Annotated in this window: 17 protein-coding genes and 1 riboswitch; of the genes, 9 read left to right on the top strand and 8 right to left on the bottom strand. The window is 66.7% G+C overall.

All coding sequences use genetic code 11. The annotated features are described in order from the left end of the window. Window positions 1–2: 2 nt before the first annotated feature. The 3 genes from CH249_RS14940 to CH249_RS14930 are packed head-to-tail and all read right to left on the bottom strand — an operon-like array spanning window position 3 to window position 3,264. The gene (locus tag CH249_RS14940; protein WP_094631146.1) at window positions 3–1,274 is read right to left on the bottom strand and encodes an MFS transporter; all 1,272 of its coding nucleotides are present in this window, start codon (window positions 1,272–1,274) and stop codon (window positions 3–5) included. 57 nt (window positions 1,275–1,331) lie between these two features. Beyond that, window positions 1,332–1,760, bottom strand: a complete 429-nt coding sequence (locus CH249_RS14935; protein WP_032396280.1) for a MarR family winged helix-turn-helix transcriptional regulator — start codon at window positions 1,758–1,760, stop codon at window positions 1,332–1,334. Between the two features lie 52 nt (window positions 1,761–1,812). After that, window positions 1,813–3,264 (bottom strand): NCS2 family permease, encoded by a 1,452-nt coding sequence (locus tag CH249_RS14930; RefSeq protein ID WP_032395850.1) that lies wholly within the window; start codon window positions 3,262–3,264, stop codon window positions 1,813–1,815. Window positions 3,265–3,346: 82 nt separating this feature from the next. Between CH249_RS14930 and CH249_RS14925 the strand changes: the two genes are divergently transcribed. Next, window positions 3,347–3,586 (top strand): DUF2530 domain-containing protein, encoded by a 240-nt coding sequence (locus CH249_RS14925; protein WP_094631145.1) that lies wholly within the window; start codon window positions 3,347–3,349, stop codon window positions 3,584–3,586. Window positions 3,587–3,727: 141 nt separating this feature from the next. After that, entirely contained in the window at window positions 3,728–3,871 is a 144-nt protein-coding gene (locus tag CH249_RS27975) for a hypothetical protein (RefSeq protein WP_155289340.1), read from the top strand. Here CH249_RS27975 and CH249_RS14920 read toward each other — a convergent pair. From CH249_RS14920 to CH249_RS14910, 3 genes are read right to left on the bottom strand one after another with little or no spacing between them, the layout of a single operon-like run. Beyond that, on the bottom strand, window positions 3,840–4,391 hold the full coding sequence (locus CH249_RS14920; RefSeq protein ID WP_176459147.1) for a phosphatase PAP2 family protein: 552 nt from the start codon (window positions 4,389–4,391) through the stop codon (window positions 3,840–3,842). The genes CH249_RS27975 and CH249_RS14920 overlap by 32 nt on opposite strands. Further along, window positions 4,381–7,083, bottom strand: coding sequence for a sacsin N-terminal ATP-binding-like domain-containing protein (locus CH249_RS14915; protein ID WP_256988327.1), 2,703 nt, complete (start codon window positions 7,081–7,083; stop codon window positions 4,381–4,383). Before CH249_RS14915 ends, CH249_RS14920 begins: the two co-directional genes overlap by 11 nt. A gap of 23 nt (window positions 7,084–7,106) precedes the next feature. Then, window positions 7,107–8,222, bottom strand: coding sequence for a DUF3027 domain-containing protein (locus CH249_RS14910; RefSeq protein ID WP_094683164.1), 1,116 nt, complete (start codon window positions 8,220–8,222; stop codon window positions 7,107–7,109). Between the two features lie 41 nt (window positions 8,223–8,263). On the opposite strand from CH249_RS14910, the gene CH249_RS14905 reads away from it, so the two are divergent. From CH249_RS14905 to CH249_RS14895, 3 genes are read left to right on the top strand one after another with little or no spacing between them, the layout of a single operon-like run. Beyond that, the gene (locus tag CH249_RS14905; RefSeq protein ID WP_373453546.1) at window positions 8,264–9,094 is read left to right on the top strand and encodes a glutaminyl-peptide cyclotransferase; all 831 of its coding nucleotides are present in this window, start codon (window positions 8,264–8,266) and stop codon (window positions 9,092–9,094) included. A gap of 3 nt (window positions 9,095–9,097) precedes the next feature. After that, the gene (locus CH249_RS14900) at window positions 9,098–10,855 is read left to right on the top strand and encodes an MFS transporter (RefSeq protein WP_179273260.1); all 1,758 of its coding nucleotides are present in this window, start codon (window positions 9,098–9,100) and stop codon (window positions 10,853–10,855) included. Continuing rightward, window positions 10,852–11,364, top strand: a complete 513-nt coding sequence (locus tag CH249_RS14895) for a DUF2771 domain-containing protein (RefSeq protein ID WP_032395853.1) — start codon at window positions 10,852–10,854, stop codon at window positions 11,362–11,364. The genes CH249_RS14900 and CH249_RS14895 overlap by 4 nt, the downstream gene beginning before the upstream one ends. Before the next feature lie 13 nt (window positions 11,365–11,377). On the opposite strand, the gene CH249_RS14890 is transcribed toward CH249_RS14895, so the two are convergent. Further along, window positions 11,378–11,794, bottom strand: coding sequence for a cold-shock protein (locus CH249_RS14890; protein ID WP_008719325.1), 417 nt, complete (start codon window positions 11,792–11,794; stop codon window positions 11,378–11,380). Between the two features lie 197 nt (window positions 11,795–11,991). On the opposite strand from CH249_RS14890, the gene CH249_RS14885 reads away from it, so the two are divergent. The 3 genes from CH249_RS14885 (at window position 11,992) to CH249_RS14875 (ending at window position 13,684) form a co-directional block, all read left to right on the top strand. After that, entirely contained in the window at window positions 11,992–12,210 is a 219-nt protein-coding gene (locus tag CH249_RS14885) for a hypothetical protein (protein ID WP_032395854.1), read from the top strand. Window positions 12,211–12,212: 2 nt separating this feature from the next. Then, window positions 12,213–12,587: a YccF domain-containing protein gene (locus CH249_RS14880; protein WP_032395855.1), complete on the top strand. Its 375-nt coding sequence runs from the start codon at window positions 12,213–12,215 to the stop codon at window positions 12,585–12,587. 269 nt (window positions 12,588–12,856) lie between these two features. After that, window positions 12,857–13,064, top strand: a riboswitch (cyclic di-AMP (ydaO/yuaA leader). 8 nt (window positions 13,065–13,072) lie between these two features. After that, entirely contained in the window at window positions 13,073–13,684 is a 612-nt protein-coding gene (locus CH249_RS14875; RefSeq protein ID WP_032395856.1) for a resuscitation-promoting factor Rpf1 domain-containing protein, read from the top strand. A gap of 77 nt (window positions 13,685–13,761) precedes the next feature. Here the strand turns inward: CH249_RS14875 and CH249_RS14870 are convergent, their stop codons facing one another. After that, the gene (locus CH249_RS14870; RefSeq protein WP_032395857.1) at window positions 13,762–13,950 is read right to left on the bottom strand and encodes a hypothetical protein; all 189 of its coding nucleotides are present in this window, start codon (window positions 13,948–13,950) and stop codon (window positions 13,762–13,764) included. A gap of 61 nt (window positions 13,951–14,011) precedes the next feature. Between CH249_RS14870 and CH249_RS14865 the strand changes: the two genes are divergently transcribed. Beyond that, window positions 14,012–16,303, top strand: coding sequence for a helicase-associated domain-containing protein (locus CH249_RS14865; protein WP_094683162.1), 2,292 nt, complete (start codon window positions 14,012–14,014; stop codon window positions 16,301–16,303). The last annotated feature ends 11 nt before the right edge of the window (window positions 16,304–16,314 follow it).

Below are 16,314 nucleotides of genomic sequence, written 5' to 3'. Positions count from 1 at the left end.
CCTCACACCTTCGCGGTGGCGGCCACGGTGTCGAGGGTGGGCAGCCGGTGCCCGTCTGCGGGCGGCACCACGGTGATCCGCAAATTGTTGTGCCGCAGTAGATACACGGCCGCGAACAGCCCCGTCGCCAGTGAGATGACGCCGCCGAATACCAGTGGTGCGCGTGGATCGAGGACGTCGGCGAGCCAGCCGAGCACCGGGCTGCCGAGCGGAGTTCCGCCCAGGAAGCACAGCATGTAGATGCCCATCACGCGTCCGCGCATGTCGGACGGCACCGACATCTGCAGAATGTTCATCGCCGACGTCGTGAACGTCAACGTCAGGGCACCGGTGGGTATCAGCAGAAGTGCGACGAGCAGGTAGTTGGGCATCAATCCGACGATCAGCTCGAAGGCTCCGAATGCGATGACGGCACCGATGAACAGCCGCAGGCGCGGCGCGCTCGCCCGCCGGGCCGCCAGGGTCGCGCCGGCCAATGTGCCCACTGCCAGGGTTGTCGAGAGCAGACCGTAGGCGTCCGCCCCGCTACCGAACGTGTTGCGCGCCAACACCGACAGACTCAGCGGAAAGTTGAGGCCGAACGTCGAGACCATGAAGACCGTGGCCAGCAGTACTCGTAGGTCACCGCGCCCCCAGACGTATCGAAAGCCCTCTCGCACCTGCCCTTTGGCGCGTGGGGCGGGTTCGACGCGGAAGAGCTGACCGACGTTCATCGCCACGAGGGCACCGAAGACCGCCGCGAACGACACGGCGTTGATGAGAAACACCCAGCCGGTGCCGACGAGGGTGATCAGTACTCCGGACACGGCAGGGCCGACGATGCGCGCCATGTTGAAGGTCATCGAGTTCAACGCGATCGCATTGGCGAGGGTCTCTTTGCCGACCATCTCGATGGTGAACGATTGCCGTACCGGAGCGTCGATCGCCGACGAGCAGCCGAGGACGAATGCGATGACGTAGACGTGCCAGAGTTCGACCATCCCCCCGACGTCGAGGACGCCGAGAACCAGACCGCAGACCGCGGCGAAGACCTGGGTGATCATCAGCAGCTTGCGCTTGTCGTAGCGGTCTGCCAGGACCCCACCCCAGACCGAGAGGAACAGTGTCGGTCCGAACTGCAGGGCCATGACGATGCCGACAGCGAAGCCGTTTCCGCCGGACAGCGTCAGAACGAGCCAGTCCTGGGCGACCCTCTGCATCCACGTGCCGACCAACGAGACGATCTGCCCCGACGCCCACAATCGGTAGTTGTGGGTCTTCAGAGCAGCGAACATCGTCGAGCCGGGGGTACGGGAAGCAGGGGCCACCGTTCAAATAATAAACCTAGGTAACTACTCGGAGTCGCTGACGAGGGCCCCGATGATCGCTACCGCGTCACGGAGTGTGTCGAGTTGCTCGGGACCGAGGCCTGCGAGCTGCGCCGTCATCCATGCTTCGCGGGCACTGGCCTCGTCGGCGATCAGTTCTCGACCGGCCGGTGAGAGCGAGACGATCACCTGCCGCCCGTCGGTGGGATGGGGGGTGCGCGCCACCAGGCCCAGTTCGGCCAACGATGCGATCACCCGTGTCATCGACGGCGGCTGGACCTTCTCCCGCGCGGCCAGTGCACCCGGCGTCATATCGCCCTCCCGACTCAGCGTGGCCAGAGCCGACAGCTGAGTGAGCGAGACTTGCGAGTCCACTCGCCTACCCCGAAGGTGGCGAGTCAGCCTCACCACCGCAAGCGACAGGTCGCTTGCCAATTTCCGATTGTCCTTCACACCATTTCCCGACGTCACAGCGCAGAGAATACGCCCTGGTACCGACCATGCGTCATGTAACCGCCTCGGTGATGGGTCCGACGGCGAAATATGCGACGAACAGCAACGCGACGATCCACAACAGGGGATGAACCGACTTCGCGCGACCGGAACCGACCGCAAGTACGACCCAGGTGATGAAACCGACGCCGATCCCGTTGGCGATGGAGTACGTGAAGGGCATCACCACGATGGTCAGGAAGGCGGGCAGTGCGTAGTCGAACCGGCGGAAGTCGATGTCGAGGACCTGCCCGATCATCAGGGCACCCACCACGACCAGCGCAGGCGCAGCCGCCTCGATCGGAACCACGGCCGTGAGCGGGGTGAAGAACATGGCCAGCAGGAAGAGCAGTCCGGTGACGACGTTGGCCAGTCCGGTACGCGCCCCCTCGGCGATTCCGGACGCCGATTCCACGAACACCGTGTTCGACGACGCCGAAGCACCGCCTCCCACGATCGCTCCTGCTCCCTCGACGACCAGTGCCTTTCCGATGTTCGGCAGGGTCCCGTCCTTGTCCAGCTTCGCTTCCTTGCCCAAGCCGGTCATCGTGCCCATCGCATCGAAGAAATTCGCGAGCACCAGCGTGAAGACCAGCAGGCTCGCGGCGAGCACGCCGATGCGCGTGAACGCTCCGAAGAGATCGACGTTGCCGACCAGCGACAGATCGGGAGACTGCACCAACTGGCTCGGCAACTGCGGCACCGACAGATTCCACCCCTTGGGGTCGACGCCGTTGGAGGGCCCCACATCGGTGACGGCCTCGACGATCGCCGCGAAGATCGTCGTGACGACGATGCCGATCAGCAGTCCGCCGCGTACCTTGCGCACCACGAGCACACCCATCAGCAGCAGCCCGAACACGAAGATCACCGTCGGCCACGACGCGATGGACCCGTCGATACCGAGCCCGACGGGAACCGTCGTGCCTGCGGCGTCGGGGATGCGACGCACGAAGCCCGAGTCGACCAATCCGATGAACGCGATGAACGCGCCGATACCGGCGGCGATCGCCGCCTTCAGCTCCGGCGGGATCGCGTTGAATACCGCGGTGCGGAACCCGGTGACGGCCAGCAGCACGATGATGATGCCGTCGATGACGACGAGCCCCATCGCCTCGGGCCACGTCACCTGCGGCGCGATTGTCACCGCGAGCAGGGTGTTGATGCCGAGGCCCGCTGCGATGCCGAAGGGGTAATTGGCGATGATGCCGAAGGCGATGCTCATGAATCCGGCCACGAGCGCCGTGACGGCGGCGACCTGGGCGACCGGCAGAATGTTGCCGAGTACGTCCGTCTTGGCCGCTGCGTCGTCGGCGGAGAAGCTGCCCAGGATCAGCGGATTGAGGACGACGATGTACGCCATGGCCACGAACGTGACCACGCCACCTCGAACCTCGGATCCGACCGTCGAGCCGCGTTCGGTGATCTTGAAGTAGTTGTCGAGTAGCCGCGACGACAATTGCATGAGCGAACGATAAAGCACACCGAAGCAGTTGGGTAACTGCAGCGACGCAACCGAGACCAACGCAGTGGCGTAGCGTGATTTCGTGGCCCACCTCCCCCAGATTCCGCGCAGCCTCACCGATCCGGTGCCGGTGTTGACGATCGGCATACTCGGCTGGATCGTCGCGCTGGTGGTGTTCACCGCCACCGGAGAGCGCACCGACGACGCACTGGCGACGTGTTGGTCCGGTATCGCCGTGGGTGCAGTAGGGTTCGGAATCTTCCTCGCGCAGAGAGCGGCGTCACGTCGCGGAAGCAAAACCGCCCAACGAGGCCTCGATTGAGATCAGGATCACGTTAGCCCGGTCACCGCACCGCCCCTGACGTGGGCAAACTAACCCGTCAGCCGGTTGAGTAACACAAAGTTAACGTGGACCATGGGTTATGTCAGTTCAGATAACCACTAGATCCACGAAAGCCAGGCCATGAAGCTCGTCTCTCAGTACCGCAACCGCCGCAACCACGTCCGCTCGCTCCGCGCCCTCTACGCACGCGCCAACGCTGTCTCCAGCCCGGCCATGCGCGACGAGCTGCTCGTCATCGCCCAGCGCTCCGATTTCTCGCGCTGATCAGCCTGACGGCATAGATCGACCCCAGCCCCCACAGGGCACCGAACACCCAGCCGGCCAGGACGTCCGTGGTCCAGTGCGCACCCAGGTAGATCCGAGAGAATCCGATCAGCAGGGACGCGACCACAGGTAGTACGAGCAGGGCCGGCCGATGCAGCCACGGAGCAGGCGATCGCAACATCACCGCGATCGCCACCGTGGCAAGCACCATCGACACCATCGCGTGGCCCGACGGAAACGAATGGCTCGCAATGTCCACCAGCCGCTCCGGAATCGGTGGACGCTCCCGCGCGAACGCGAATTTGAGCGCATTCATCAGACCCCACCCGGTCAGCATCGAGCCCGCGACGACAACGGCATCCGATCTGCGTCCGACGCGAAGCAACGCACCCACGATCACCGTGGACAACAGAAACATCGACACCGTGTTGCCCACCGTGGTGATGATCCAGAACATCGTCGTGACCCAACCGACTCGATGCTCGACCATCCAGTCCAGGATCACACCGTCAAGCCCCACGAGGTCGCTCCCAACTCTGCGTGCAGTGGACCGTTCCGTCGGCGGTCACCCACCACGGCACTTCTCGATCTCCGCTCACGTCACCGGACAGCCGAACCACCAGCTCGTGATGGACCACCACCCCTCCTGACGGCAGCGGCAATCCCATTACGGCACAGGCCAACACGGCTCCCGGTTCACGATCCCACGAGCTGACGCGTCCTACGCCGATCACTTCTCCGCCGATCGCCTCCGACGCCTGCCCGACGTCCAGAACATCGGCCAGTGCGGCAGCGGTTGCCATGTCCGAGAGCACGGCGACCTCCGGCGGCACCACGCTCGCCAGCCACGGAGCGTCGATCACCAGCGCATCCGACGCGTCCACGACTGTGCCGCCGAGCGTGCGGACGCGATCCGGTGGATCGATGTCCGAGACCTCGATGCGTTGCTCTGCAACAGCGGTGGCGATGAGCGTGTGGGTTCGCGCGATCACCGCGGGAGTCGGGGTGCGCTGCGAATCCGACAGCGCCGCCAGCAACACGCGGGCAGTATCGGCGTTCTCGCAGTTCGACGCACTGAGCACCGCCCGCAGTTCGTCGGCACGCGGATGATCCAGCGGATCGAGCAACCCGGCGAACGTCTCGTCCGAAGGCGCTCGGAACTCGATCGGACGCGAATCGTGCAGTCGTGCATGACGCCTGAGCCACCACGCGGTGTAGCCCTCACGATCGACCAGTGCCGCACAGGTAACGGGATCGTCGAGTAGCACCGTCAGGGCCTCGGTCCATGCGTCAGATCGAACGAGGTCGAGATCCCGGACCGCGAGAAGTGTCTCCGGCTCATCGGACAGACTCGACCACCACGCCGCCTCGTCGTCGAGATCGTGATCAGGCCCGGTCGGCAGCTCGTCACGCACCACCGAGAATCCCCACCCGACTCCCACTGCACGCAGCGCACGCTCACCGAACCTGTCCACCACCGCGGACGCGAGAACACCGAACGGCGAGTCCTGAACCAGCAGATCCGCCAACGGCGCTCCGGGAAGCAACAATTCGTCGGCGCTGCGCAATTCGCCCTCGTCGTCCGCGAGGGGCAGGCCGCCCAGCCAACTCGGTAGCTCACCCGCCTCTCCCGCCAGCGCGAGCACGGCATCGACCAGCCGGTCGACCTCCTCGCTCTCGTCCCAGTCGAGATCGTCCAGAGCCGCCTCGAGTGCCGGGTCGCTGAGCAGTTCGGTCGCAGTCGCCTCCCGAGCACCCAAGCGTGTGAGCAGCGAACTCACCGCGTCCGGATGCACCAGCCGGACCCAGGTGACCGCGGCAGAGGCATCGGAGCCGATCACCGTCGTGCGCGGGCCGGTCACCGTACGACCGTCTGCGAGCGGAACAGGCAGCGCGGCAAGCTCTTCCGCAGCCACGCCATCGACCACGAGCGGGGTCAAGGCGTCGTACACTCGCCGCCACCAACTCGGCTCGCGATCGAGCCCACCGACCATCTCCGCCAGCCTCGCCAACCCGATCCGGCGCACACCCACCGCCGACAGCGCCGATGCATGCCGCGCACCCGACAGCGACGCGTCGACCGGATTCGGTACGACGTCGACCAGCGCCGAGACGAGTTCCTCGGTGGCGTCCGCGATGACGTTCGCCTGCTCGGGCCCGAGGTCACGTCCGTCGGCACCGGGAAGCCATGGCGCACTGGACAATCGACGGAAGATCAGTTCACGCAGTGCGCCGTCGACCTCACTGCGCGCGAATCCGACTTCGGGTACGAACGACGCCCTCGACCCGGGAGGCAGCGAGGCCACGAAGTCCGGGTACCCGTGCGCTACCGCGTCGAACGAGACACCCGGCAACACGCGCCGCCGATCGGGCTGCATCGGCACATCGGCAATGACCAACGCGGGCAACGACATCAGCTCGTCCGAGCGAGTCGGCGCGCGCAAGACGTCGGGCGGCGAGGGAACGGGCACACCGTCGACGACCGGAGCGAGCCAGCGCGCCGCCGGGGTGACGAACTGCCGCCAAGTTCGCGATCCGATCGTGATCTCGGCGCTGCTGTCATCGAGTGTCGTTCTGACGCAGTCGATCACGACACCATCGATCTCGATGGAGTTCAGCGCCTCCAGTTCGAGCAGCAGGTCGACCGCCTCGTCCGCGAAGCCCGCGGCGACAGAATTCGCTGCCGCGTCGGCTCGCACCGTCAGCACGATCTCGGTGTCGAACCCATCGGTGGGCGGGACGGCGACCGGCCACGCGAGCCGCAGCACCGGCACGCCGGTGTCGGGCGTACGCATGTCTCGCTCACGCAGCGCCTCGAGCGTGCGATGCGCGCTGAACATCACGCCGCCGTTGCGGGATCGCACCTCGATCTCGTCGGACACCGACCGCACGGCGGTGAACCCGACCCCGAACTGTCCGACGCCCGAATCCGCAGCAGTCTTGCCCGACGCCCTCAAGGCGGTCAACGCATGCACACCCGAAACATCCAGCGCAGCACCGGTGTTGGCCACATGGACGGCACCGGCGTGATCGGTCCAGACCGCCATGCGACCCGGGACACCGGCGCGTCGGGCAGCATCCGCTGCGTTCTGCGCGAGCTCGGTCAACAGCCGGTCGCGGTAGCCCCCGCGCACCAGATCGGACTCGGACGCCGAATCCTCCCGAAGCCGGGTGGGCGACGAGCCCCACGCCGCGAGAACAGACTCCCGCAACGACCCGGTATCGAACGGATCGATCAGCTCGGAGATGCCGAATCCTCTTCCTGCGCAGCGCGATCGGTGTTGGTCGTGGCATCATCGGCCACTGTGTCGGCCTCGTCGGACGCAACGAGATCGGCAGCCGCGGACTCTACCGGGGCAGCCTCGGTGACTTTCGTCGTCTCGACGGTGTCGGTCGTCTCGACCGTATCGGCCGATTCAATTGTCTCGACAGAGTCCGCTGTCTCGACGCTGTCGGCGGTCTCAACGCTGTCGGCGGTCTCGACGCTGTCCGTTGTCTCGACGCTGTCGGCGGTCTCGACGCTGTCCGTTGTCTCGACGCTGTCGGCTGTCTCGACGCTGTCGGCCGGCTTCACCGGGGGAACCGGCGTTGCGATGACGTCGAGTGCTGCGTCGTCGTACGGCTCGAATTGTGGCGATCCGGCCCCGGTGGGGAGTTCGGTGTCGGAGTGCGCACCGCAGCCGTACTCGGCGTGCACCACGCGTCCGTCGGCGGCGAATTCGTTGCCGCACACCCCGAATGCGGCCGACAGCGAGCCGGCGATGGGGAGATAGAAGCCGCAGAGCCCGCAGGTCGACGGCGCGGCCTTGGCCATCTCGGTATCGGGACCGTAATCACCGTCGTGCCACCGCTGGGCAGCGTCGAGGCGTCCCTCGAGGCTGGTGACCTGTGTTCGGCCCAGACCGATCTCGCCTGCCACCTCGTCGATCGCAGGGTCACCGGATGCCATGTACCCCGGCACGAGCCGCGGATCGTTCTGACGCGGAGAGAGCAGATCGCCCGGTCCCAGGTCGCCGGGACGGATGCGCTCGTCCCACGGCACCCAGGACGGAGCCACGAGAGCATCGGGGCCAGGAAGCAGAACCAGCTCACTGATCGTGGCGTGGTCCGCGTCCTCCGGGGCGGCGACCACGACGGCCCACTGCCATCCTCGGTACCCCTCGAGATCGCTGGCGAACCGGTGAGTGGCCGCACTGGCGTCCTCAGCGGTGACCCCGAGGTACTCCCCGACACCGCCCTCTCCCAGGTCGAGCAGAGCCTGCCGCGCGAGGTCCACGGCATCGGCCAAGACGGGGCGGATGGAATCGAGCTCTGGAGAAGATACGAAACTCACACATTCAGTTTGCCGCATCGACTCGGTGACGCCCAGTTCGGGCTGCCATCATGGGTGCAATGACCGCCAGCGCTCGCACCTACGCCGCCATCGTCGCCTCGCTGCTGGCTGTGTCCGCCTGCTCGTCGTCGACGCAGCCGGCCCCGGTGACCTCCGACTCGGTTCCGGCCCTGACGACAGAGATCGTGCGCGAATACGACCGCGGCGACGACGCATTCACCCAGGGCTTCGAGATCGACGGCGACGTCCTCTACGAGGGCACCGGACTGGAAGGCTCTTCGTTCGTCAGGCGGACCTCGCTCGAGACCATGACCGAACTCGATCGCGTGGATCTGCCGGCCGACCTGTTCGGCGAAGGCATCACCGTCGACGGCGACACCCTGTGGCAGATCACCTGGCAGGACGGCGTCGCGATCGCCCGAGACCCGAACACTCTGGCCGAGCGACGCCGGGTGAACTACGACGGCGAGGGCTGGGGGCTGTGCACGCAGACACCGGACGACCGCCTCGTGATGAGCGACGGCTCGTCCACCCTCACCTTCCGCGATCCCACGTCGTTCGACGTCGAGTCCACCGTGAACGTCACGCTCGACGGCAATCCGGTCGAGCGACTGAACGAACTCGAATGCGCCGACGACGGATCGGTGTACGCCAACGTGTGGCAGACGTTCGACATCATGCGCATCGATCCCGCGACCGGCGCGGTGACCGCCGTGATCGACGGCACCCCACTGTGGAATTCGATGTCGGCCACCGAACGAGGCGGTGCCGACGTGTTCAACGGCATCGCACAGATCCCCGGCACCGACCGGTTCCTCGTGACCGGCAAATACTGGCCCAAGATCTTCGAGGTGCGATTCACCGATACCGCGCCGGTAGGACAGAATTGACCCGTGACCGATCCACGTCTCCCCCACACCCCACCGGGTGCGGACGACCCCGAGCGCAACGGCGCTCCCGACCCCACCGGTCACTCCGCAGGCTCCGCTCCCGACCCCACCGGTCACTCCGCAGGCTCCGCTCCTGACCCCACCGAGCACCCCGGTCTGGCGAACTACCCACCCGCTGTTCCCCTGACGTCCACCCATGTGCCGAGTCGGCGTCAGCCGTTGCCGCCGTTGCACCCGCCGCGGACCGAGCAGATCACTGCCGCGCGTGGCAGGGCCGGCGCACGCAAGCCGCCGCCGATGCCCAAGAAGCTGACCGTCACCCGCGTCGCCGCCATGCGCGGCCGCGAGCTGACCGGCAAGGGCATCGCGTCCTTCCAGCGAGCCGCGAAGGCGGACGGTGCCGACAAGTCCGGTCTGACCGCACTCACCTACGCCACCATGGCGAACTTCGCTTCGGACGCCGCCCTGGCGATCGCATTGGCCAACACGCTCTTCTTCTCGGCTGCCACCGGTGAGGACAAGACCAAGGTCGCGCTGTATCTCGTCATCACCATCGCACCGTTCGCGCTGATCGCGCCGCTCATCGGGCCACTGCTCGACCGATTGCAGCACGGCCGTCGCATCGCGCTGGCCACCTCGTTCGGGTTGCGCACCGTGTTGGCGGTGGTGCTGGTGTTCAACTTCGACAGCTGGGTGTTGTATCCGGCCGCGCTCGGCATGCTCGTCCTGAGCAAGTCCTTTGCGGTGCTCAAGAGCGCGGTGACGCCGCGAGTACTGCCGCCGGAGATCGACCTCGTTCGCGTCAACTCCCGTCTGACGGTGTTCGGTCTGCTCGGTGGCACCATCGCTGCCGGCGCGCTCGCCGGCGGCATCGCGTTCGTCGCAGGTTCACCGGGAGCCCTGTGGTTCGTCGCCGCGATCACCGTGCTCGGCGCTTATCTGAGCATGCGCATCCCGTCCTGGGTCGAGATCACCGAGGGCGAAGTGCCCGCGACCCTGAGCTACCACGCCGATCAGCACGGTGGACGCGATTACGCCGGAAGCGGTGCCCCGACCGAGAACCTCCGCCGCACGGTCTCGGCCCCGCCGACGTCGAGCAGCACCAAGAACCGCAGACAGCCCCTCGGCCGCGCGGTCATCGTCGGTCTGTGGGGCAACGGCACCATCCGGGTTCTCACCGGGTTCCTCACGCTCTACATCGCGTTCGTCGCCAAGTCCCGTACCGAACACGAGCCGCTTCAGCAGGCTGCGATGCTCGGACTCGTCGGGGCCGCCGCCGGTCTCGGCAACTTCTCGGGCAACGCGCTCGGTGCCAGGATCAAGCTCGGTCGGCCGTCCCTGGTCGTCCTGCGATGCACCATCGCCGTGACCGTGGTGGCCGTGGTCGCTGCCATCACCGACAGCCTGCTGACCGCGGCGGTGGCCGCGCTCGTCGCGTCGAGCGCCAGCGCACTCGCCAAGGTCTCCCTCGACGCATCGCTGCAGGCCGACCTGCCGCCGGAATCGATCGCGTCGGGATTCGGCCGCTCGGAGACCGTCATGCAGCTGTGCTGGGTCCTCGGCGGCACGCTCGGCGTCCTGCTCCCCACCGAGTACTGGCTCGGTTTCACGGTGGTCTCGGTGTTGCTTACGATCGGGCTCGTGCAGACATTCCTCACCTACCGCGGCAGATCGCTTCTGCCCGGCTTCGGCGGCAACCGCCCCGACCACGTCGAACAAGAAGTGTCCGACGGTTCCTTCGGCGAAAACGTGACCAAGTGAATCTCGCTCCCCGTACCAAGAAGATCGCCGCCCTGACCGTCGCTGGTCTGTTCGTCGTCGCCGCTGCGTTCGTCGCGGTCCTCGCACTGTTGATCGGGAACGCACCGGAGAAGGAACCGACCGTCTCCGCTTACGCCAACGGCCGGGCCGTCGAGGTCGAGCCGTACCTGTACTGCGCCGTCACCGACCCGCTGTGCACCAATGTCGGCGAGACGACCGAAATCGAGGTCGGCAAGGCCCCGACGGTGCAGCTCTCACTCCCCGAGGCCGTCTACTCGGCGCCGTGGGTGCTGGCCCGGGTCTACGGCGACGACAGCGGGAACGTCGTCGAGGACAGCGAGTTCAACGAACCCGGAACCAGGCTCAGCGTCACGGTGCCCACCACGGACGACAGCGACCGGACCCTGCTGGGGATCGAAATTCGTCTGCCCACCGGCATCATCGACACCGACACCAATCAGGAGGGCTTCGTCAGCCACGCCATCTGGTCGATCGGCACGCGCCCGTAGTTCGTTCCCGGGATCAGCTGTCCAGCTCGCGGGCGACGGCCCGGACCACCTCGGAGATGCGCTGCGCGATCTTGCGGTCCGGGTACTTGCCCTTGCGGAGCTCGGGCTGCACGGTCGCTTCGAGCAGCGTGATCATGTCCTCGACCATCCCGTGCAGTTCGTCGGGTGTGTGCTTGCGCTCGACGGGTTCGCGGCGGGTGCTGCCGGTGTTCTGACGCACCGACGGTGCGGGCTCGAGAACCTTCAGGCTCAGTGCCTGCGGTCCGCGGCGGCCCGCGGCCATCCCGAACTCGACCCGCTGGCCGGCTTTGAGGCCTTCGACGCCCTCGGGCAGCGCCGAGGAACGCACGTAGACGTCCTCGCCTTCCTCCTGCGAGAGGAATCCGAATCCCTTGTCGACGTCGTACCACTTCACCTTGCCGGTCGGCACTGAGCTCACCCGTTCATCTGTTGCTGTCGTTAGTTGCGTTGGTCGTGGGACCGATGGTCGGCCCGCACAAGTTTCGCGCCCCACGAGAACGTAGGACGCGAATACTTCAGTCTAGCGCGGTGAGCCCGGATAGAGCATTCGAGTTGTTCCCGCACCGTGCTCCTCACAGCGCCCCGCTTCGCACTACCGTGGGGTACGTGGACACAACGACCCGTAAGAGCAGCACCGCCCTGCTGCGCATCGCGCTGACCCTGTTCGCGATCGGCCTCGTCGCCATCGTCGCGATCCTGATGTTTCCGATCTTCTCCGACGCCAAGCCCCCACTGGGGCTGTATCTGACGGCCATGTTCTCCGCGCCGACCGGCTTCCTGCTGGCACTGGTGTACGCGCTGGCATCCGGACGACGGGCGCGCTGACCATGCGATTGATTCTGAACATCATCTGGCTGGTCTTCGGCGGCCTGTGGCTGGCGCTCGGCTACTTCCTCGCCGGACTGCTGCTGTGCATCCTCATCGTGACGATCCCGTTCGGGATCGCGTCGTTCCGCATCGGCGTCTACGCGCTGTGGCCGTTCGGGTCGACGATCGTCGACAAGCCGGGGTCCGGATCGGGCGCGCTCATCGGGAACGTGCTCTGGCTGATTCTGGCCGGTTGGTGGTTGGCCCTGACTCACGTGCTCACTGCGCTCGCGATGGCGATCACCATCATCGGCATCCCGTTGGCGATCGCGAACCTCAAGATGATTCCCGTATCCCTCATGCCCCTCGGCAAGGACATCGTTGCCGTTCGGTGACCTCTCGAACGAGGCGACACCGATGTGACTTCCATCACATCACGCTCGGGTAACGGACAGGCAACGGACAGGGGTTCAATGCCCGGCACGTCCACTAGCTGGGCCGACTCGAGAGACCCGAAACAGGTACGAAATGCGCTCTCGACGACGCCCCGAAATCGACAGTTACCAAATAGTGACGTAAGGCGGGAATTTCAGTACGGTCAGCAGCGGCCGGAAAGTTCGGCCGAATTCCGACCCGCAGCGCCAAACCTCGTCCCGCGGGAACCGGAACACCCTCGACGATCACCCAGGGGACGAGGACGGGGGACCCACGTCCTCCACGGACAACCGGGAAGTTGTAGCGGCTCACGAAGCCGCCCCGACTTCCCTTGGGGTTAAGCCCAATTGCTCACTCCGAGGAGTGAGCGAAAAGGCCGGGCTACCTCTCAGCCCGAACCCGACAGCTGACCTCGCAGGCGCGTGTGGAGAGGATTTCAACTCGTATGAGCGGACGTCATCGCAAGCCGAGCACCACTGGCAAAACCGTCGCGAAGGTCGCAGTCACCGGAGCCATCATGGGCACCGCGAGCATCGCCTTCACCGGCACCGCCAACGCGGCACCGGATTCCGACTGGGACCGCCTGGCACAGTGTGAAGCCGGCGGCAATTGGGGCATCAACACCGGCAACGGCTTCCAGGGCGGGCTGCAGTTCTCCCCCAGCACCTGGAACGCACACGGCGGCCAGCAGTACGCGGCCACGGCCAACCAGGCCAGCCGCGAAGAGCAGATCGCAGTGGCGGAGAAGGTCCTCGACTCGCAGGGCTGGGGCGCATGGCCGTCCTGCTCCTCGAGCCTCGGCCTGAACAGCGCGCCCACCGAGCGCAGCGTTCCGGTCACCCCGAAGGCACCGGAGGTTCCCGCTCTCCCCGACCTGACGTCCATCCCGGCCGTGGACAGCTCGGCCGAGGTCGTCGAAGGCATCGTCACCGCCGTCCAGAACATCACCAACGATCCGCAGATCGCAGCGTTCGTGCAGAACGCGGCTCAGGGCATCCAGCTCGATCCGCAGATCGTGAACTTCTACCAGGCCAACAAGGCATTCCTGCCCCAGTAGGCTGCACGGCAGTTCGAGCTCGTACGAGAAAAGCCCCCGACGATCGTCGGGGGCTTTTTCGTGTTCGAGGTCCGCAATCAGCGATTGACCACGGTCACCGGGTGGGCATAGGGCAGGTCTTCGACGGGCAGCGGGAACTCGGTGTCCTCGCCGAAGGGTGACAAGCCACCCGATCGAGCGGACGAGAGTTCGGTCACCGCGTGGTCACCGCGAGCGGTGTCCGGCCAGCCTGGATCGACATAGGGCTTCTTCGACTTGTTCACCATGGGCCCATTTTGACACCTGCCCTGCGGCGAGCACCAGCCCAGGTCTCTAATCTGATAGACGATGACCGACACGACTGCGCACCGACACACCGACACGCCTCCTGATCTGCCGCAATGGATCGCAGCTCGCAGCGACGCCGAGCTGATCAAGGCCATGTCGCTGCGTCCGGATCTGACCGCGCCGCCGCCCGCATCCCTGGCCGTGCTGGCCGGACGGGCCGAGCAGCGCCGATCGATCCTGCACACCGCGGACACCCTCGACACCCTGGCCCTGACGATCCTCGAGATCCTCGCCATCGAGGAAGCGTACGAACGACCCGTCACTCGCGCCGCGCTGCTGGCAGTGGTCGCCAAACGCGCACCGGCCAAGAGCGTGGACAGGGCACTGGCCCAGCTGCGCGAACGCCTGCTGGTGTGGGGCGATGCAGCCGGCTTCCGAATCAGCGCCACCGCGGCGGACGCGGTGCCGTGGCGCATCGGCCGCGCACTCGACCCGGTCGACAACCTCACCGAATCACACATCACCGCGGCTCTGGCCGAGCTCGGCGACGGCGAACGCAGCCTTCTCGACACCCTCGCCAGATCGTCCCCGACCGGCCGCACCCGAGACGCCGCACCGGGAACACCGCCCGATCGACCCGTCCAGAAGCTGCTCGCCGCAGGCCTACTGATCTGGTTGGACGAGCAAACCGTCGAGCTTCCCGTCCAGGTCGGGCAGATCCTGCGCGGCGAACCGATGTCCGACCCACGCTCGCTCGCCGAACCCAAGCTCGCCACCAGCACCTATTCGCTCACCGATGTCGACGCCGCTGCCGCGGGAGAGGCACTGGAGCTGAACCGACACTGCGTAGCCGTGATCGAGGCGTTGTCGGCCTCGCCTGCACCCGCCCTCAAGGCCGGCGGCCTCGGAGTGCGCGAGCTCCGCAAGATCACCAAGGCCACCGGCCTCGACGACGATCGAGTGAGCATCCTCGTCGAGTTGCTGGCCGCCGCCCATCTCATCTCGAGCGGAACACCGGACCCGGTGCCTGCGTCCGACAACGGCGACGACTACTGGGCACCCACACCCGCCGTCGACGCGTGGCTCACCGCGGCCCCCGCTGCCCGCTGGCACACCCTCGCCTCCGCCTGGCTCGAAGTGCCACGGGCACCGTGGGTCATCGGGATGCGTGACCCCAACGACAAGCCCATCGCCGCCCTGTCCGACGAAGTCCGATCCCCGGCCGCGCCCCGGGATCGACGGATGATTCTCGAGTTGCTCGCCGAACTCGGCAGCGGACACGCAGCGCAGCCCGCCGATCTCGCCCGCACCCTGGCGTGGCGTCGACCCCGGTGGTCGGGACGCTTCGGCGTCACCCCCGTCGGACATGTTCTCGCCGAAGCAACGGCTCTCGGCATCGTCGCCCGCGGGGCGATCTCGACCCCGGGACGCTCCCTGCTGCACGACGGCAACGCCGAGGCCGACATGCGCGCGACGCTTCCCGAGCCCATCGACTACGTCCTGGTGCAGGCCGACCTCACCCTGGTGGCACCCGGACCCCTCGAACCCGAACTACAGGATCGAATCGAACTGGTCGCCGACGTGGAGTCCGCGGGCGCAGCCACGATGTACCGGATCAGCGACACCAGCCTGCGCCGCGCCCTCGACGTCGGACTGACCGCCTCCGAACTGCACTCGTTGTTCGCCACCCACTCGCGAACGCCGGTACCCCAGGCCCTGACCTACCTGATCGACGACGTGGCTCGTCGGCACGGCCGCCTACGAGCGGGCGTCGCCGCGTCGTTCGTTCGATGCGAGGACCCGGCCCTGCTGGCCGAGGTGATGGCGTCGCCGGCAGCCGAATCCCTGGCCCTGAGGGCACTGGCTCCGACCGTCGCGATCTCACAGGCCCCGCTCGCCGAGGTGCTCACGGTCCTGGCCGGGGCGGGATTCGCGCCTGCGGGCGAGGACTCGTCCGGCACCATCGTCGATCTGCGTGCCCGCGGGTCGAGGGTATCGGCCAGGCGGCCACGCCAGACGTTCCGCACTCCGGCCGTCCCGACCGAGGAACAGCTGGGTTCGTTGGTGCGTGGAATGCGCGCAGCCGACAGAGCGGCAGGCAACGGCGGCGCGGTGGTGCGCGCCGACGGATCTCGGGCCAGCAGCACCGCGACGATGACGCTGCTGCAGACCGCGGCGAAGGTCAAACGGAGCGTGAGCATCGGCTACGTCGACGCCCAGGGCGTGGCCACCCATCGCATCGTCGATCCGATCAGCATCGGCGGCGGCCAACTCGACGCGTTCGACCCCGCAACCGGTGGGGTTCGACGCTTCACCCTGCATCGCATCACCTCGGTCGCACTGGTCGAGTAGACCGGGCTCAC

This window comes from Rhodococcus sp. 05-2255-3B1, assembly GCF_002258545.1.
GTDB lineage: Bacteria > Actinomycetota > Actinomycetes > Mycobacteriales > Mycobacteriaceae > Rhodococcoides.
This window is presented reverse-complemented; position numbering and strand designations above follow the sequence as displayed.